Raw genomic sequence first — 17,914 nt, 5'->3', positions numbered from 1 at the left:
ACTCTGCGAGTCCGCGCCTGGCAGAACGTTCACCCCGGCGCGGACTCGCAGAGTCCACGCTACACCCAACCACCGCCCGGCTCGTATGGTAGCGTATGCTGAACCTGACCAACCCCGAACTGGCTTTCGTGCTGGGCCGCCTGCTGATGGGCGTGGCTTTCTTGACCCATTTTCTGGTGCGGCTGCCCAAACTGGCCGCGTTTCAGGCGGGCATGGTGAAGCAATTTGCCAACTCCATGCTGCCCGAGCTGCTGGTGCGGCCGTTTGCGGCAGTGCTGCCCTTTGTGGAAGGCGGCATCGGGCTGCTGCTGATAATCGGGCTGTTTACGCGCCCGGCACTGGCCGCTGCCCTGCTACTAATGACGGCCTTGGTGTTCGGCAGCAGCCTGCTGGAACAGTGGGACACGGTGGGCACGCAGCTGGTGTACGGCCTGTTTCTGTTTGTGCTGGTGCTGCATTGCCAGCACAACCGCCTGTGCCTCGACCGCAGTCCGGCCCGGCCTTAGCCGTCGGCTTTTTACTGGCTGTTGCGAATGAGGGCGGCGTAAAACTGCACCATTTTGGGATAGTGCTGCACGGGCAGGCGCTCGTTGGTGCCGTGCATGCCGTCGATGCCTTCCTGGTTCATTGGCACGGGCAGAAAGCGGTACACGTTTGGGCTGAGGTCGGCGTATTGGCGGGCATCGGTGGCCCCCACCACCACGTAGGGCGCCACAATGGCCTCCGGAAAAACGCTGCGAATGGTGCGGTGCAGCCGCTGAAACGCCGCCGCACCGGGGTCCGATACCGGCGAGGGGGCGTTGGGCCGGCCCACCACTTTCACGGCCACGCGGGCATCGTCGACGATGCGGCGCACTTCGCGCACCACGCCGGCCACTGAGTCGCCGGGCAGCAGGCGGAAGTTGACGGTGGCCGTGGCATCAATGGGCAGCACGTTGTCTTTGGCGCCGGCCCGGAAAATGGTGGCGGCCGTGGTGGTGCGCAGCGTGGCGTTGCCGGAAGCCGTGCCCGCCAGAATTTTCTTGATGAGGGGCGCAAACAGCCAGCGGTTGGCAAACACCACGCGCTGGCCCAGCGGCACCTCCGAGGCCAGGTAGTCGAGCAGGTGGTCATCGCCGCCCTCCAGGCGGGCCGGGAAGGGGTTTTGCTCCAGCTTCACCACGGCGGCCGCCACGATGCCAATGCTCGTTTGGGCCGGCGGCATGGAGGAGTGGCCGCCCTGGCCGGTGGCCGACAGCTCCAGGCTTAGGTAGCCTTTTTCGCTGATGCCCACCAGCGCCACCGCTTTTTTGATGCCGGCCACGCCGTCGGTTTTCACCAGGCCGCCTTCGTCCAGCACGTACTCAGCCTGGGTGCCGCGCTGGCGCAGGGCGGCCGCAATGGTGGCCGCGCCCCGGCGGCCCAGCGTTTCCTCGTCGTGCCCGAACGCCAGCAAGAGCGTGCGCGTGGGCTGGAAACCGGTGCCGAGCAGGTATTCCACGGCTTCGAGCTGGGCTAGCACGCTGGCTTTGTCGTCGAAGGCGCCGCGGCCGTAGAGGTAGCCGCCGGCCTGCACCCCGGCGAAGGGCGGCCGGGTCCACTTGCTTTCGGTGCCGGGCAGCACGGGCACCACGTCGTAGTGGCCCATGAGCAGCACGGGCTTGAGCGCGGCATTGCGGCCGGCCCAGGTGAAGAGCAGGCCGTAGTCGTTGAATTTTTCGAGCTTGAGCTGGGCGAAGACCTTCGGAAACGACTGCCGCAGGTAGCGGCCGAAGCGGCCAAACTGGGCCGTGTCGGTCTGGGCGTAATCGGTCGTTGAAACCGTGGGTATCCGCACGGCACCGGCCAGGCGGGCCAGCGCCGAATCGGCCACGGGCACCGGCGGGGCCGCGGGCACAGCGCCCAGCTGATGCGAGGGCAGGCGCCAAGTATTGATTGCCAAAATCACTATCAGCACCAGCAGCAACACCCCCAACAGTCGTAACAGAAAACGCATATTTTTTCGCAGAAAATCAGGTTAAAAAGACGCGCCAAGGTAGGGCCCAGCAGTCCAATGCCGGGCGCGCCGTCCCACCGGGCCGAACAATCGGGCGCTGCAGCGGTATTGGCCCTGCCGCACCTCCCCCACTCTCCACCTCCCCTCCTTCCCCAATGCGCCACCTCACCGCCGCCGACATTCAGGCTTTCGAAAAAATCTACCGCCTCAACCTCGTCAACGGCCTGCCCGGCTTCAAACCCGCCAACCTGGTGGGCACCGCCGCGCCCGACGGCCGCACCAACCTGGCCGTATTCAGCTCGGCCCTGCACCTGGGCTCCGACCCGGCTTTGCTGGGCATCGTGACGCGCCCCACCACCGTGCCCCGCCACACCTACGCCAACCTCAAAGCCAGCGGCTGCTACACCCTCAACCACGTGCCCGAGGCGCTGGCTGCCCCAGCCCACTACACCTCGGCCAATTTCCCCGACGACGTTTCGGAGTTCGACGCCTGCGGCTTCACGGCTGAGTACCGCGACGGATTCGCCGCGCCCTACGTGGCCGAGAGCCCGCTCAGCATCGGCCTGAAATTACTCGAAGAGCACGCCATCAGCAACGGCACCGTGCTGCTGGTGGGCACCGTGGAGCACGTGTATCTGCGCGACGAGCTGCTGCGGCCCGATGGCACGCTGGACCTAGCCACTGCCGGCACGGCCGCCATTTCGGGCCTTGACGGCTACCACGCCGTGGCCCCGCCGGTGCGCTTCGGCTACGCCCGGCCGGGCCAGCCGCCGGTGCCGCTGTAGCCTCGGCAGTTAAAGTAGCAGCAGAATATCCAGCCCCGGTAGCACTTCATTACTTATCAGCTAGTAGGGCTTAGAGTAGCTTGTTTGGTTGTTCTTGTCCTTTTCAAACCATTCGATACTTTTAAATCGGGCATCACCTTTTATGTTATCATGCAGTCGGGCGGCGGTACCAATAATATCCTTCTCAAATTCCGGCGAAATGCCAAGCACCAGTTCGTGCTTGGCATTTATGTTATAATCAACATTATAAGTAACCGAATTAGCAGCATCATACCAGATATGCACAAAGCTGAATGATTGTCTTTCATCATTGTGAAACTGCACGATTTTATCAGCGAGGTATTCGCTGCTGGTCGAGGATTTCACCTTTGAAATAAGCGCATCAGCCAACTCATTAATGCTTCCGTCAAACGCAAAGCGCAATCTGTCACGAATCAACAGCGGATAAGCTGCCAACGGTTGGTAATCGCAGGAATCGGCCAGCCCATTTTCATAAAGCCGCTTCAGTATTGCTTCGTCGGTGCCCCGGTAGCGAATGGCTCCAATGCACGAGACCCATAGCGCGCATATTGCCTGGTCTAATTCTACTTCATTTTGCGGCTGTTGTTTGAAATAGCACCGGCCATCTGGGGTGTAATCAATCAACGTCGGCGCTTCCGCGTGTGGAGCCCCGCAAATAAGGCAGTCGCCATCGTTATAAAAATCACCTTGTACGGGAAGCCCTTGGTTTTCTATGGTTTTCATCAGTATTACGGCAGTCATTGCCAAGCTATTGCCTCGTAGCTAGAGCGGTTTCGGAATCAGTGTACTTCTTGAACGATGTAGAGGTGAGGGGTGGCCCCGCCCGGTCGTTGAACGGCATCTTTGAAACAGCGCGAAAGCTGGGCGGGGGCAACCGAAGGTCAGCGTAGCTAAGCCCCTCCTCTTTCCGCTGCCCCTGAAACAGTTCTAATTTAACAGTATGCGGTCAATCCGAACGCAAAAAGCCCGCAGCGGGGAAGGCTGCGGGCTTTTTAGAAATTCTCCGAAAAGAAGCGCTATTTTTTCTCCTGGGCCTGCTCGGGCGTGCCCATCTGGCCGCTGGCGTCCTGGCCGCCGGTGGCGCTGGCGCCGGCTGGGGCCGAGTTCAGCTTATCCTGCACAGTGCCGTTTTTGATAGCGGTGGCCGAACCGGTGCCGCTGGCGGGCTCCACGCGCTGCTTGTAGTTGATGCTGTCGCGGTTCACGTCCGAGTTGTGCCAGCCGGGGGTGCCGGTGAAACCGTGTTTGAACTGCTGGTTTTCGCCGGGGCTCCAGCGGTAGTCGCAGGAAGAAAGGGTGGCGGCCAAAGCGGTGCCCAGCAGCAGGGCCAGGGCGGGACGAGAAGAAAGCTTCATGAAGTAGGTCTTGGGATTGGACACACAAAGTACGGGGATTTCACCCGGAAGGCCAACCCAATACCGCCCGGGGCGTTACTTTCGGACGCGGCGCGTGCTGCTCGCCCCACTTCCCGCCCATGCCCGACTCCGATTCCCACTTGCCTTCCCGCTTCCGCCGGGCCCTTGGGGCCGTGAGGCGGGCGGCCCTGCTGCCCGTGCGCGGCGCCAGCTACCTCGTGCGCTCGGGCCAGGCCCACCAGCATTTTTTCCTGCCCGTGCTCAACGGCGCCCTCGGCGACCAACTGGCCGCGCGCTTCGACAAGCGCGCCATCCGGATGAGCTTCCGGCGCGGCGGCCAGGATGTGACCGTGGCCGACCTGCGCCTGAGCGAGCCCCGCCAGAAAACCGTGGTGTTCGTGCACGGCCTGATGGGCGACGAGCTCATCTGGCAAACCGGCTTTCAGGACCCGCCCGGCAGCCGCCGCTACGGCCCGCGCCTGGCCGAGGAGCTGCACTGCCGCGCCCTCTACCTGCGCTTCAATTCCGGCCTGCACCTCTCCGAAAACGGCCGCGAGCTCAACCGCATTCTCACCGAGCTGGTCACGACCTGGCCCGACGCCATCGGCGAGCTGGTGCTGGTGGGCCACAGCATGGGCGGGCTGATTATTCGGAGCGCCGGGTACTACGGTATTCAGTTAATAGTGAAGAGTGAAGAGTTAAGAGTTAATTCAACTGAATCAGCAGCGGCAGAAGAAGGGCAACTCTTAACTCCTAACTCTCAACTCTTAACTCAAAAAGCGCCCTGGCTGGCCCACCTGCGCTCCGTCTTCCTCATTGGCACGCCCAACGACGGTTCGTGGCTGGAGCAGAACTCCCACCTCACGGCGCGGCTGCTGGAGCGCATCAACCTGTTTCCCACGCGCTTTCTGAGCAAGGCGCTGAACCAGCGCAGCAACGGCATCAAGGACCTGCGCTGCTCCATTCTAGTAGACGAGGACTGGCAGGATGCCCACGCCAACGACCTCACGCCGCCGCGCACCGCCGTGCTGCCCCTGCCCGGCGTGCGCTACCACATTCTGATGGGCTCCTGGCTGCGCGCCACGCGGCCCTCGGCCCTGCGCGAGTACTTCGGCGACGGGCTGGTGGGCCACGGCAGCGCCCGCGGCCACGCCACCTTCGGCGACGAGGCGGCCCTGCCGACGGGGGCCAACGTGCGCACCGCCGTGTTCAGCCAGCAGCACCACGGCGGGCTGCTCACGCATCCGGAAGTGTTCCAGTACCTCAAGCAGTGGGCCTGACGCTGCGTTGATGAGTAGTGAGCAAAAGGAATGTCATGCTGAGCGCAGTCGAAGCATCTCTACCGCAGCACTAAATCCTTTCGATTGGATTAGGTTGCGCGGTAGAGATGCTTCGACTGCGCTCGGCATGACGTGCTTTTTAGTCAGTCATCTCTACCCCGCCGCACAAAAAAAACAGGGCCAAATCCGCGAAGGAAATGGCCCTGTTGATGGAAAGGAAGACGTAGCGAATCAGGTAGTGGAGCCGGAGGTCGTCGTGCTCGTAGTGGTGGTACCGGACGTGGTAGTGCCCGAAGTAGTGTTGCCATTGGTGGTGCCGCGCGGGCTGGCGCTGCCGGCCGGAACCCCGTTGATGTCGCTGGCCGAGGTGGTGCCGCCGGTGGTTTTCGGCGTGGTGCCGCCGGACGAATCAACGTTTTCGGAAGCCGTGCAGGCACTGAACACCGTGAGCGACGAGCACAAAAGCGCGGCGGAGAGTACAGAAAGCAATTTGCGTTTCATAAGGAAGAAATGTGAAAAGAAAGCCAAAATAGGCTTTCAGCTATACGGACGTTTCGGGTGCGGGGTGCTCGTATTTGCCCCGCACAAACACGTATTTTTATTACTCCTCGGCTTGTTGCTTCTTGCCGGCGCCCGGTTCCTGGCTTTGGGCCGGCAACTCGCATTCGCACAGCACCTCGCGCGTGGGTTTCGACACCTGATAATCGGGCAGCGACACTTCCTTCATGTACACTATCGACAGGTGGCGGAGCGGAGCGTGGGCCGGGTTTTCGTGCCAGATGCGCAGCAGATAGTTACAGTAGTAGGGCCGCATCCAGGCGTTGTCGACGAAGAGGTAGTTCTCGGAATATTTGCGCCACCGGTCGTTTTTGAACAGCGCCACCACCGATGCCGGCTTGGCGTAGCGCACCGGCGCGCCGGCGCGGTTCAAATCCAATACTTTTCCCGTGGCGGTGGTGCCCTCAAAGATGTACCAACCATCGTCTTTGAACACCACGGGCGCGAACATGCCCCAGTGCTGGTCGATGCGGAAAAGGTAGCCCAGCCAGCGCACCGGGGCCGGCAGCAGCCCGCCCGCCGGACGAAGAACGGCCACGTCATCGAGGTTCCAGAGGCAGACGTAGGCCAGCACCACGGCCACAAACGTGTCGCGCACCGCGCGCGCCAGCCGCTGCCCGCCGGCCGTGGGCTCGCGGGTGCGTTCCAGGCGCAGGCGCCACGGTAGCTGCCACGCGGGCAGGCGGCCTTGCCAGCGCCGCACCCGCGGCGCGTACGGGCTGAAGCGGCCCGTGAGCCAATCCAGCGCCACGGGCGGCAGCAACCCTAGGATGGACGCCCAGTTTATCAGGAAAAACAGGCCTACGTAGAGCGTGAGGCCGATGGTGAGGTGAAACCCAAACAGCACGCCCACCACCAGCAGCCGCCACCACCGCACCCCCACCGGAATGAACAGCGCAAACGGCAGCAGCAGCTCCGTGAAATAGGCCCCAAAGGTGAGGAAACGCAACAAATCGGGGTGCGGGTAGAGCAGCCGGCCGCCGGGCAGCAGCAGCTGGTCGAGGCTGAAGGCGTAGTAGAGCGCGGTACCGTCGCGGGTCCATTCGGCGCCGTTTTTGAGCAAGGCCGTGCACCAGTACAGCAAGGCCAGCTGCACCACGTAGGCCACCGTGGCCGCGCTGAAATAGTCGAACCGTTCCGGGACGGGCTTGTCGCGCGCATCATACGACCAGACGCGGCCCCAGGGCAGGAAAATACCCCAAAACAGCAGCATGCGCAGCAGGTCGTCGCCGCCCTGGCCGATGAGCGTGTTGCGGTTTTGGAGCGACACCAGCAGCACCCACGAAGCCACCGTGGCCAGGCGCGTGTGGTAGCCCAACAGCAGCGCGCCCGCCACCCCGGCCGCCAATAAAAACAGCACGGCCTCGCCCTGCCACAGGCCGGTGGCGGCGTGCAACGAAAACTGGTAGGGCGTCCAGGCGTGCTCCATCAGCGCGGGCACGGGCAGGATGCCCAGGTTGGCGTAGTGGGCTTCGAGGTCGGTGCTACGGATGGCCAAATCGACCAGTATCACGGCGGCCGTGGCCATGCGCAGCAAGGCCAACGCCCGCACATCGAGCACAAAAGGACGCTTCAGCACGCCCCAGAAGCCTGGGTGCTCGTTCAGCATAAGGGGAAGAAGGGAGGAGGAAAGAAAGGGAGGAGGCAGCCTGCTGTACCCCGCGCGGGGGCGCATGGTTGCCCCGGGGCTTACGTCGGCCGGTCAAACACAGATGGCACCTCCGGCGTTATGCCCCAATGCCTCCCTACTCTCCTCCCGATACCATCCTGTTCGACGGCGTGTGCAACCTCTGCAACGGCTTCGTGCAGTTCGTCATTCGCCACGACGCGGCGGGCCGCTTCCGCTTCGCCGCCCTGCAAAGCGAAGCCGGCCGGGCCCTCTTAGCGGCCCACGGCTTGGCGCCCACAAGCCTGGCCACCGACCCCGACTCGGTACTGCTGCTCAGCGGTGGGCAGTTGTATTCGCATTCCGACGCCGTGCTGCGCATTGCGCGCGGCCTAGGCGGCATCTGGCAGGTAGCGGCGCTGGCCAGGGTGCTGCCCCGCGTCTGGCGCGATGCCGCTTACCGCTTCGTGGCCCGGCACCGCTACCGCTGGTTTGGGCGCGAGGAAAGCTGCTGGCTGCCCACGCCGGAACTGAAGGCGCGGTTTCTGTAGAATCATATACTGAACGTCATGCTGAGCGCAGCCGAAGCATCTCTAATGCAGCAGTAAATTGTTTACTTACACGGTAGAGATGCTTCGGCTGCGCTCAGCATGACGTTCAGAAAAATGCACCTACCCCGCTCTATGGTCGCTTCCGCGCAGCCGAGGCGCGCCGCAGTTCCGCCTCGTACACCCGCCGGCCCAGGTCGCGCAGGAAGGGGAAGCCGATGGTGTCGTACTCGTATTTATCATCGTTGAGCACGCCGTCGGCGTTGGTGTACACCACGGCCGCGAGCAAAAACTCGACGCCGTGGGCTTCGTCCTGCACGTAGGCATTGTCGATGAGAAAGCCGTAGGACTGCCCAATTTTATTGAACACCCGCACGCCCGGCGGCAGCGTGGCCTGGCCGCCCCCGCCCAGCAGGTACTTCACGTAGGTAGCGGGGTAGTGGGCCGCGTCGTAGCGCGGGTGCCGGCTGTCAGGCGGCAGCTCCGACATGGCCGCGCGTAGGCGGGCATAATCCTCCGGAGCGAGGCGCAGGCGGCGGGCGGCGGGCACGGTTTCGGGGAATAAAATGGTGCGGAGCAGGCGTTGCTGGTCGGGCAGGGCGAAGGCGTTTTTCTGGCTGAAATCGAGCGGGCCAGCCACCTGCTGGTCGCCTTTGATGTAGGCTTGGCCGATGGCCTCGCCGCGCAGCCCAAGCCGGGGCCAGGGCCCGGCGTAGTAGCCGGCGGGCTGGGCGTAGAGCAGCCGCGTGGCCGCCGTGTCGGCGAAGAAGCGGATGGGGTTGGTGTGGCGGCTGCCGGGCTCCTGGTCGCCCACGGCCAAGCGGTTCACGAGGCGGGTGCGGCGCAGGCCTAGGCGGGCCAGCTCGCGGTTCAGCTCCCCGGGGCCCACGAATTCGTAGAGGCGGTTGTAGGCGTCGTTATCGCTCACGAGCAGCACCTTGCGCACGTAGTTGCCCACGGTGGGCCGGCCACCGGCGGCGCTGGTGTCTCGGAGCACCCGCGTTTGGCCCACGAAGGCCGAGTCCGTCAGCATGGGCACGTCGGGGCTGAGGCCGGGGTGCGCGGCGCCCAGGGCGCGCAGCTTCTGCAGGGCCAGGGCCACGCCGGCCAGCTTCACGGTACTGGCTGGGTAGAAATACTGGCGGGGCCGCACGTGGTAGCGGTAGGTGCGGAAGTGCGGCCGCCCCGCCGCGTCGCGCCGGATGCGGGTGTAGAGGATTTGCAGGCGGTAATAATCGGGGCGGGCCAGCACTCGGCCCAGGCCGGCGCTGTCGTGGCGCAGCACCTGGCGCAGCAGGTTCGGGCGCTGCGCGGCGGCAGGGACGGCCGCGCCCAGCAGGCAACTCAGCAGCAGAAAGGCGGCAGCTTTTCTCATCGACATCAGAAATGCACCTGTTCGGCCCGGCGCAGCCAGTCCTCGTCGATGGTGGCGCCCAGGCCGGGGCCGGTGGGCATCTCAATGAGTCCGCCCGGCCCGTAACGGAAGCCGCCCACCACGGGGTCGTCGGTGAACATGAGCGGGGTATCGAAATCGCAATGGTGAATGGCCGGGTTGCTCAGTGCCAGGTGGGCGGCGGCCGTCATGCCCAGGCGCGATTCGAGAAAGCCACCCACTTGCAGGGTGAGGCCAGCCGCTTCGCCCAGCTTCGCAATCTTCTGAGCCCGGTGAAAGCCGGAGGATTTGCCCAGCTTGATGTTCAGCATCTGGCAGGCCTGCAGCTGAATGAGGCGGGCTGCGTCGTGCTCGTCGCCGCAGCTTTCGTCGGCCATGATGGGGATGGGCGAGGCCGCCCGCACCCGGCTCAGCTCCATGAAATGCTGGCGCAGAATGGGTTCTTCGCAGTGCTCGATGTTGAATTCGGCCAGCGCCTGCAGCACGGCAATGGCATTATCGGCCGTGTGCCAGCCCTGGTTGGCGTCGATGCGCAGCGGGTGCGCGGGGCCGATGCCCGCCCGAATGGCGCGGATGCGGGCCACGTCGTCTTCCAGACTGCCGCCCAGCTTCACCTTGATGGCCGGGAAGCCTTCCTCCTGAAAGCGCACGGCGTCGGCCTGCATCTTGGCGGGCGGGCCGAGGCTCACGGTCATGTCGGTGGTGAGGATTTTGTCGTTTTTCCCGCCCAGGAATTCATACAGCGGCAGGCCCGCGTGCTGGGCCGCCAGGTCGTGCAAGGCAATATCGAAGGCGCTTTTGATGCTGCTGTTGCCATAGATGATGCGGTCCATCTCGGCCAGGTTGCCGGCCAGGTCCAGGGCGTCGCGCCCTTGCAAGGCCGGGGCGAAGTACTGGCCCACGATGAAGCCCGTGTCCACGCTTTCGCCGTTGATGGTGAGGAAGGGGCTGCACTCGCCGTAGCCCACCAGGCCGCTCGTGGTGCGAATGACCACGACAATGTTTTCGACCGCCGTGAGCGGGCCAAGCGAGATGATGAAGGGCTCCTTCAGCGGCACAAGCAGCTTGTAGAGGCTCAGGGATTGGATGGTGGTGCCGGACATGGGGCGAAGAAACAGCGAAAAAAGGACAAGACGCTCTCCCACTGCGCTGTTATGCCGCAGGCCATCCCAGGCGGCTCTGCTGGCGCACGCACCGGCGAGGCCAGCTGAGCTTAGGGACGACGGAAGTACACCGCCTCGTCGGACAATCCGCGGGCAATGGTTTCGAGCAGGGCCCACCCCTCGGCGATAAAGTCAGTGTTCTGGAAGGCTACGTGGCTGAATGCCGAATAAGAAAGCGGGCGCTTATCAAAGAATAAGTAGTAATGGCCCGCAACGCCTGATAGCAAGGCGGCATGCCCCATCACCGTCACCTCAAATGAAGCGTAGCAACTACACCCGTGCAGGGGTTGGGGCTCGGTTGTCAGCTGTAGGGTCGTTTCGTTGCGGGAGCCAAGTACGTAGCCCTGCACCTGCAACACGCGGGCCACACGCTCCAGCAGCACGGCGCCGCTGTCGGGCAGTAGCACGCCGATGACATTGACGCCCTCTTCGTGGGCCGGGGTTTTGTGCGGGGCAAGGTGCTGGGCCCGCGCAGGCAGATACAGGAGAAGCAGAATTACCAACAGCCGTTTCATAGCGGCTAAAGTACCTGCCGGCTGCCGTTTGCAATGCCGCCCGGCGGGGTCGGCAAGCAGCCGCTTTCCTTTGTGAGCAAAGCGGCTGCTGTATCAGCGGGCCAAATTAGTCGGGCAGTAGGCCTCTCGACTGCATTTTGAGCGGAGGTGGTTGCATTGGGTCGGTCCCGGCTTCGCAGTGTACAGGAGATTAATGGCGGACCAAATCAGGGCAACTATTTTCACGCTGAAGCAAACCCGCGCGCCCTTATTTTCGCAGTTGCCGCTGGCCCAACGCGCTCTATTCCACCCCTTCCCAATCCCGCCCATGAATCCTAATCTTACTCCTACGGCGCCGGCCCGGCTGCCCCGCGCCGCCACACCCCGCGTGCAGGCCCTCGATGTGGTGCGGGGCCTGGTGATGGTCATCATGGCCCTCGACCACACCCGCGACTTCTGGAGCCCCTTCCCGGTGCGGCCCGAAGACGTGGCCCACGCCCCGGCGCTGCTGTTTCTCACGCGCTGGGTCACGCACTTTTGCGCGCCCACGTTCGTGTTTTTGTCGGGCTGCAGCGTGTATCTGTACGAGCAGAAACGGCAGGACGGGGCGGCCGTCAGCCGGTTTCTGCTCACGCGGGGGCTGTGGCTCATTTTCATGGAAGTGGTGCTGCTGACTTTCGTGCTCAGCTGGAGCCACGACCTGATTTTGCTCCTAGTGATTTACGTCATCGGGGCGGGCATGGTGCTGCTGGCGGGGCTGCGCTGGCTACCACGCTGGGCGCTGGTGGGCCTCACAGTGGCCATTGTGTTCGGCCACAATCTGATACCCAACATCGCGCCCGTCACGCCGGCCAACGCCGGGTGGGCACTGCTCTGCAACGGGCCATTCGTGCTGCCGATGCTGGGCAAGCCGGCGCTGGTGGGCTATTCGCTGGGGCCGTGGCTGGGGGTGCTGCTGGCCGGCTACCTGCTGGGACCGTGGTTCCGGCTGCCGCTGGCCCAGCGCAACCGGCGCCTGCGCTGGGTCGGAGCCGGGCTGCTGGCCCTGTTCCTGGTGCTGCGGGCCACCAACTGGTACGGCGACCCGCAGCCCTGGAGCGCGCAGCCCCAAGGCCCGTTGCACACGGCGCTCTCGTTTCTCAACGTCACGAAGTCGCCCCCGTCGCTGCTGTTTGTGAGTCTCACGCTGGGCGTGGCGCTGCTGCTGCTCAGCTGGGCCGAAACCGCCACCGGCCGGCTGGTGCAAGTGCTGCGCACATTCGGGCAGGTGCCGTTTTTCTACTACATCGGGCACTTTGCGCTGCTCAGCTTCGCGGCCTGGGTGTGGACGACGGTGGCCTTCGGCCACGCCGTGAACCTGGCTTTTGCCGACGTGAAGGCCTGGCCCGCCGGCTACGTGCCCAGCCTGGGGCGCGCCTACCTGGTGTGGGCCGCCGTGGTGCTGCTGATGTACGGGCCGTGCCGCCGGTACCAGCGTTTCAAGCAAAACCACACGTATTGGTGGCTGTCGTATTTGTAGGCAAGGTGGCGTGGGCGACGGTTGCACGCTTTGGCAGCAACTACTGCAGCTGGCACAGGTTCCTCGCAACGAAACTCATGCCGGGAATGGGCTGCTAAGTAGGGGCTTTTGCAGTTGGTAGGCTACCCGGGCAGCGCACAAGCCTACGCCACGCAACGAACAGCGCCCGAGGCCGGTCAACGCCCTACCACGGCCGGCCGGCCATTTTCCCACTGCTATGCGCGCCTCCTTCTTATCCGTTTCGCTCCTGTTGCTGCTCGGCCTGGCCGCTGGCTGTGGCTCCGATGCCGACTCCGCTACCTCGGGGCTGCTGCTGCCCATCACGCGCTGGCAAACCCTGTCCTACAGTGCGCCGCAGCTCCAAGGCTTCGCCGATGTACGTTTCGCCTCGGCCCAGGTGGGCTGGGCGATTGGCGGCTACGCCTCGGACGCCGCCAGCGTGTACCAGCCCACCCTGCTCAGCACCCGCAACGGCGGCGACACCTGGCAGCAGCTGCCCCTGCGCCCCCTGAGCCCGAACGGCGTCCGGGCCATTTCGCCGGTCAGCGAGCAACTGGTGTATGCGGTGGGTTCCGACCCGGCGGCCTTGGCGGTGGGTGCCCCGCCCACCCCCTCCGGTGGGCAGGTGGTATTCAAGAGCACCAACGGCGGCGGCAGCTGGCAGCCCCTGCCCGGGGCGGGCTACGCGGGCAGTTTCCACCTGCATTTCAGCAGTGAGCAAACGGGCCTGTCCTTTAAAAACAACATCATCCAGCGCACCACCGACGGCGGGGCGTCGTGGACCACCGTGTCGGCCCCAGCCGTGGGCGACTGGCGGCTGGTGGAGTTTCCGGCGGCGGCCGTGGGCTACGTGGGCGGCGGCAGCCTGTCGAGCGGGGTGGCGGGCGGCATATTCAGCCGGGGCGCGCTGGCCAAAACCACCGACCAGGGCGCCAACTGGCAGGTGCTGCCCTGGCCGCATCAGTACATCCAGTCGCTCTCGTTTGTGAGTCCGGCGGTGGGCTTTGCGGCCACCGTCCCCGAGCGCCACCTCTACAAAACCCGGGACGGCGGCAGCACCTGGACCCTCATCAACGACCACCTGCCGGCGGCCAGCAACGGCCACTTCGTCGACGAGCAGCAGGCTTATTTCACCGAGGGCACTGCCATTTACTACACCCGCGACGGCGGCCTTACCTGGCAGCAGCAGTTTCGGGCCACGCCCAACTCGCAATTCCCGGCCACCATCAACAGCCTGGCGGTGCCGGCTGGCCCGGTGGGCTTTGCTGTCACTTCCGACGGGCAGGTTATCCGGGGCACGCGCTAAAGGGCCTCGCGCAGCGCACCCAAAACGCACGCCAGCCGAGGATGGGGCTGATTTCGTAGTTTCGGGGCATGAAAAACCAATTACTTCAGCAATGCATGCTGCTTTGTCTCGTATTAATAAGTCTGCTAGCGCCTGGTCGGAGCAGTGCGGCAGATGTTAAAGACGGTTTTCGGGATGCCCGGCTAGGCGCAAAGCTGACATCCTTCAAAGGAATGATTCTGACGTCGACCTCCGATGGCCAGCAGCTTTACGAACGGGCTTCTGATAACCTGACGATGGGAAAGGGAACGTTGAAAAGCATTATTTACTGCTTTGAGAAGGGCGTGTTGGTAGATATTCACCTGAAGGCGGCCGCCGGCGCGAACGGGAAGGCTATTTCGGAAGAAATAACTTCGGTGCAGGGCGCTCCAACGCAGCAAACTACCATCATGGGTTCCCCCGTGAGATATTGGCGCACGCCTGCCATGCTGCTCACGTATGTAGAAGGCCCACAAATACGCGTTTCTTACGCCCTTTTCTCCAGCCTGAAAAAAGGCAGCTAGCATAGGCCATTAAGAAGTTCAATCGGCTCTTTCTTGAGTGATTCATATTCCTTCCATAATCGCTGATTATTCACGGTCAACACCAGAAAAGGCGTTCATTGAACGCCTTTTCTGGTGTTGACCGTCAGGGGAATTCAACCAGTCCCCGCGCCAGCCCCGTTTCCGGCGTGGCTTTGGTTACTGGGGCGGCGGAGGGAATGCGACCCCAAGGGAGCACCAGCAGCGGCCAGCCCTGCTAGTCCGCAGCCTATGAGTGGTCAGACGCACCTGCCCTGCGCCGCCAAATGGCGCGGCTGGATGGCCGAGGATGAAACAAGGCACCTTATGGGATGACCTGTTATGGTTTTTAGGTGGCTGTATATAGAATGCTGGTTCCTATTTGTGTAGGGTTGCTACCGGAACGTTTGTAATTCTCCCGCCCTTACTGATGGCTTGTTTCTGATAGGTTTTGATAAATTCTTTTGCCTCTGGCATTGTGGTTGGGTAATTCATGTACTGGCCTCCCCACAAGTTTTCGTAAGTATGCTGGTAATAAAATCCATGGTCCACCAGATACTTCGCTACTTCCCACTTGGCGGTTTCACGTTTTTTTGGTGGTCGAAACCGATGTGCCATTATTACCATAGCTTCTCCACAGGAAGGACACTTTGTTGGGCCTATCGACCCATAAGGTGCATTAAAAGCTTGGCGACAGGCAAAGCAAACGTGTTTAGCGCCCATGCGAATCATACTTAAACGGTGACTCTAAATCGTGTTAAACGGGAAAGACATGCAAAAAAGATTGTTCCTGTTTAACGACTTTAAGAAAGTTAAGCAACTGGCGCAACCGCCACTCCTACCTTCTCCGCCACCGGCGGCACCACGCGCACCCGCACCTCACCGAAGCCCACTGGCACCACCAGACTCGGCAGCGTCAAACCAGTTTCCAAAGCAGCTTCCGACACTTCGGCGGTCTGGCCGTCGGTGGTGACTTCGATGGGGCCGGCCACGCCGTGCAGCACCACGCGGTAGGTGGCGTAGCTGGGCGCGTAGTCGCCTTCGATGGCCTGGGTGATGAGCAAATCCGTAGGTGAACCCGCTACGGTGAAGCGGCGCAGGGTGCGCTGGCCTTCCTGGTAGCCGTAGCCTTCGCCGCCGTCGTCGTAGAGCAGGCTTTCGAGGGTGCCGTTTTTGTAGTAGACGTGCAGGGTGAGTTCTTCAATCACCTTTTCGCCCACGTATTGCAGCACGGGCTGCATGGGTAGCACGGCGCCGGCCTTCACGAAGAGCGGGATGCGGGTGAGGTCGGCGGTGGCCCAGACTTCGGCGCCGCCGCTGGTGGGCGCGTCGGTCCAGTAGTAGAACCAGTCGCCGCGGGGCAGGTACATCCAGCGGCCGTCGGCGCCGGGCTGGGTGATGGGGCAGACCAGCAGGTTGTCACCGAGGCCGAATTCGGCCATGCGCAGGTAGGTTTCGGTGTCGTGCTGGTCGAGGAAGGTGAGTGGGCGCAGCATGGGCGTGCCCGCCGTGGCGTACTGCCAGAACGTGGTGTACATGTAGGGCAGCAGGCGGTAGCGCAGCTCGATGAAGTGTCGGGCCAAATCCGTCACCTCGTCGCCGAAGCTCCAGGGCTCCTGGTCGCCGTGGTCGCCGGAGCTGTGGGTGCGGAAGAACGGGTGGAAGGCGCCCAGCGCAATCCAGCGGGCGTAGAGCTCGCCGGTGGGCGAATCGATGAAGCCGCCGATGTCTGAGCCGATGAAGCTGAAGCCCGAGATGCTCAGGCGCTGGCACTGAATGTTGGCCAACCAGAGGTGCTCCCAGGAGGCGATGTTGTCGCCGGTCCAGCCCGAGGAGTAGCGCTGGCCGCCCGAGTAGGTGCTGCGCGTGATGGTGAAGGGCCGGTTGGGGTAGCAGAACTGCTTCACGCCGTCGTTGGTGGCGCGGGCCATCTGCATGCCGTAGATGTTGTGGGCCTTGGCGTGCGAGGCCGGGTGGCCGTCGTAGTCGAAGCGCACGTCGGGCGGAAAGGTGCCCTTCTCGAACACAGCCGGCTCGTTCATGTCGTTCCACACGCCCTTCACGCCGATGTCCTGAATCAATTCCTTGAACAGGCCGGCCCACCATTCCCGCACGCGCGGCGCGGTGAAATCGGGGAAGTTGCACAGGCCGGGCCAGACGGAGCCCTTCATCAGCGGGCCGTCGCCCCGGCGGCAGAAATAGTCGTTTTTGAGGCCTTCCTGGTACACCGGATAGTCCGGGTCAATCTTGATGCCGGGGTCGATGATGACCACCAGTTTGAAGCCGTCCTCGGCCAGCTCCTGCACCAGGCGCTTGGGCTCGGGGAAATGGGCTTTGCTCCAGGTGAAGCAGCGGTAGCCCTCCATGTAGTCGATATCCAGATAGATAGCATCACAGGGAATCTGGCGGTCGCGCAGGCCGCTCGTGATTTCCTTCACGTTGCTTTCCGGGAAGTAGCTCCACTTGCACTGGTGGTAGCCCAGCGTCCAGAGGGGCGGCAGCTCGGGCGGGCAGGTAAGCAGGGTGTACTCCTGGGTCACCTCCATCAGCGTGGGGCCGTAGATGAAGTAGTAGTTCAGCTCGCCGCCCTGGGCCCAGAAGCTGGTCACATCGGCGCGCTCGGCCGCGAAGTCAAAGCTGGCCCGGAAGGTGTTGTCGAAGAAGATGCCGTGCCCGATTTTCTGGTGCAGCACGTGGTAGAACGGGATGTTCTTGTACAGCGGGTCGGAGCCCTTGGTGTAGCCGTAGGTGTCGGAGCCCCAGTTGGTGAAGCGCTTGCCGCGCAGGTTCATGTTGTCGGGCTTATCGCCGAGGCCGTAGTAGTGCACGCCGGGCGGCACCTGCTTGCTCATCTTCACGATGTCGTTGCCCGAGTCGTAGTCGTACTCCCAGTGGAAGCCCTTTTCGTCATCTGAAAGGATGGTGCCGGAGCGGTCGAGCACGCGGGTTTTCAGCGTTTCCTTCTGAATAATGCAGATGAGGCGGGCCGTGGTGAGGCGGTAGTGGTCGGGCTTCTCGCGGAACTCGACGGTGGACGGAGCCAAGCGGCTGGTGGCGTCGGCCGGCACGGCGTAGGAGAAGTCGTTGTTCAGCGGCCCGTCGGTGAGGTAGCGGAAGCGCAGGATTTTGTCCGACAGCACGTGCAGCAGCAGGCGCACGCCGTTCTGGCAGGTGAAGAGGAAGCGGTTGTTATCGAGCTCGTCGGCGCGGAGCACGGCGCCGGGGTATTGCTCCTGGTGGCTTTTGGCCGCCAGGTCGTTCACCATGTAATTATTCTCCTGAATGGTCGTATCCATATACTTATTCTAAGCAAAAGCCAAAAGCCGCGGCCGGGCCGGGCAAAAAAAGACCGGCCCGGCCGGTCGCGCAAAG

The 17,914-nt window shown here is 63.2% G+C and carries 16 protein-coding genes; 7 read left to right on the top strand and 9 right to left on the bottom strand.

Translation table 11 applies throughout. The features are described from left to right. Window positions 1-95 precede the first annotated feature (95 nt). On the top strand, window positions 96-506 hold the full coding sequence (locus Q5H92_RS24035; protein ID WP_305014124.1) for a MauE/DoxX family redox-associated membrane protein: 411 nt from the start codon (window positions 96-98) through the stop codon (window positions 504-506). Between the two features lie 11 nt (window positions 507-517). Here the strand turns inward: Q5H92_RS24035 and Q5H92_RS24030 are convergent, their stop codons facing one another. Further along, window positions 518-1,975 (bottom strand): M20 family peptidase, encoded by a 1,458-nt coding sequence (locus tag Q5H92_RS24030; protein WP_305014123.1) that lies wholly within the window; start codon window positions 1,973-1,975, stop codon window positions 518-520. Between the two features lie 155 nt (window positions 1,976-2,130). On the opposite strand from Q5H92_RS24030, the gene Q5H92_RS24025 reads away from it, so the two are divergent. Further along, on the top strand, window positions 2,131-2,760 hold the full coding sequence (locus tag Q5H92_RS24025) for a flavin reductase family protein (RefSeq protein WP_305014122.1): 630 nt from the start codon (window positions 2,131-2,133) through the stop codon (window positions 2,758-2,760). Window positions 2,761-2,820: 60 nt separating this feature from the next. On the opposite strand, the gene Q5H92_RS24020 is transcribed toward Q5H92_RS24025, so the two are convergent. Both Q5H92_RS24020 and Q5H92_RS24015 read right to left on the bottom strand, forming a co-directional pair. Further along, window positions 2,821-3,504, bottom strand: coding sequence for a hypothetical protein (locus Q5H92_RS24020; RefSeq protein ID WP_305014120.1), 684 nt, complete (start codon window positions 3,502-3,504; stop codon window positions 2,821-2,823). A 293-nt stretch (window positions 3,505-3,797) separates the two neighbouring features. Continuing rightward, window positions 3,798-4,136 (bottom strand): hypothetical protein, encoded by a 339-nt coding sequence (locus tag Q5H92_RS24015; protein WP_305014119.1) that lies wholly within the window; start codon window positions 4,134-4,136, stop codon window positions 3,798-3,800. Between the two features lie 119 nt (window positions 4,137-4,255). On the opposite strand from Q5H92_RS24015, the gene Q5H92_RS24010 reads away from it, so the two are divergent. Further along, on the top strand, window positions 4,256-5,416 hold the full coding sequence (locus Q5H92_RS24010; RefSeq protein WP_305014118.1) for an esterase/lipase family protein: 1,161 nt from the start codon (window positions 4,256-4,258) through the stop codon (window positions 5,414-5,416). A 231-nt stretch (window positions 5,417-5,647) separates the two neighbouring features. On the opposite strand, the gene Q5H92_RS24005 is transcribed toward Q5H92_RS24010, so the two are convergent. Next, entirely contained in the window at window positions 5,648-5,917 is a 270-nt protein-coding gene (locus tag Q5H92_RS24005; protein ID WP_305014117.1) for a hypothetical protein, read from the bottom strand. A gap of 100 nt (window positions 5,918-6,017) precedes the next feature. Next, window positions 6,018-7,583 carry an HTTM domain-containing protein gene (locus tag Q5H92_RS24000; RefSeq protein ID WP_305014116.1) on the bottom strand — a complete coding sequence of 522 codons (1,566 nt, stop codon included), beginning with the start codon at window positions 7,581-7,583 and terminating at the stop codon, window positions 6,018-6,020. Between the two features lie 128 nt (window positions 7,584-7,711). Between Q5H92_RS24000 and Q5H92_RS23995 the strand changes: the two genes are divergently transcribed. Next, complete coding sequence (locus Q5H92_RS23995; RefSeq protein WP_305014115.1) at window positions 7,712-8,131, top strand: thiol-disulfide oxidoreductase DCC family protein; 420 nt, start codon at window positions 7,712-7,714, stop codon at window positions 8,129-8,131. 130 nt (window positions 8,132-8,261) lie between these two features. On the opposite strand, the gene Q5H92_RS23990 is transcribed toward Q5H92_RS23995, so the two are convergent. The 3 genes from Q5H92_RS23990 to Q5H92_RS23980 all read right to left on the bottom strand — a co-directional run bounded on the left by Q5H92_RS23990 (window position 8,262) and on the right by Q5H92_RS23980 (window position 11,199). Further along, the gene (locus Q5H92_RS23990; protein WP_305014114.1) at window positions 8,262-9,503 is read right to left on the bottom strand and encodes a serine hydrolase; all 1,242 of its coding nucleotides are present in this window, start codon (window positions 9,501-9,503) and stop codon (window positions 8,262-8,264) included. 5 nt (window positions 9,504-9,508) lie between these two features. After that, window positions 9,509-10,624: a mandelate racemase/muconate lactonizing enzyme family protein gene (locus tag Q5H92_RS23985; RefSeq protein WP_305014113.1), complete on the bottom strand. Its 1,116-nt coding sequence runs from the start codon at window positions 10,622-10,624 to the stop codon at window positions 9,509-9,511. Between the two features lie 110 nt (window positions 10,625-10,734). Then, complete coding sequence (locus Q5H92_RS23980; RefSeq protein ID WP_305014112.1) at window positions 10,735-11,199, bottom strand: hypothetical protein; 465 nt, start codon at window positions 11,197-11,199, stop codon at window positions 10,735-10,737. Between the two features lie 307 nt (window positions 11,200-11,506). On the opposite strand from Q5H92_RS23980, the gene Q5H92_RS23975 reads away from it, so the two are divergent. The 3 genes from Q5H92_RS23975 to Q5H92_RS23965 all read left to right on the top strand — a co-directional run bounded on the left by Q5H92_RS23975 (window position 11,507) and on the right by Q5H92_RS23965 (window position 14,545). Then, entirely contained in the window at window positions 11,507-12,697 is a 1,191-nt protein-coding gene (locus Q5H92_RS23975) for an acetyltransferase domain-containing protein (RefSeq protein WP_305014111.1), read from the top strand. Window positions 12,698-12,914: 217 nt separating this feature from the next. After that, window positions 12,915-14,003, top strand: a complete 1,089-nt coding sequence (locus Q5H92_RS23970; protein ID WP_305014110.1) for a WD40/YVTN/BNR-like repeat-containing protein — start codon at window positions 12,915-12,917, stop codon at window positions 14,001-14,003. 68 nt (window positions 14,004-14,071) lie between these two features. Then, window positions 14,072-14,545, top strand: a complete 474-nt coding sequence (locus tag Q5H92_RS23965; protein WP_305014109.1) for a hypothetical protein — start codon at window positions 14,072-14,074, stop codon at window positions 14,543-14,545. Window positions 14,546-15,354: 809 nt separating this feature from the next. Here Q5H92_RS23965 and Q5H92_RS23960 read toward each other — a convergent pair. Further along, a complete protein-coding gene (locus Q5H92_RS23960) occupies window positions 15,355-17,838 on the bottom strand; it encodes a glycoside hydrolase family 31 protein (RefSeq protein ID WP_305014108.1) in 2,484 nt (827 codons plus the stop codon). Between the last annotated feature and the right edge of the window lie 76 nt (window positions 17,839-17,914).

This window comes from Hymenobacter mellowenesis, from assembly GCF_030581005.1.
GTDB lineage: Bacteria > Bacteroidota > Bacteroidia > Cytophagales > Hymenobacteraceae > Hymenobacter > Hymenobacter mellowenesis.
The sequence above is the reverse complement of the archived record's forward strand: the minus strand, read 5'-3'. Positions and strand labels throughout refer to the sequence as shown.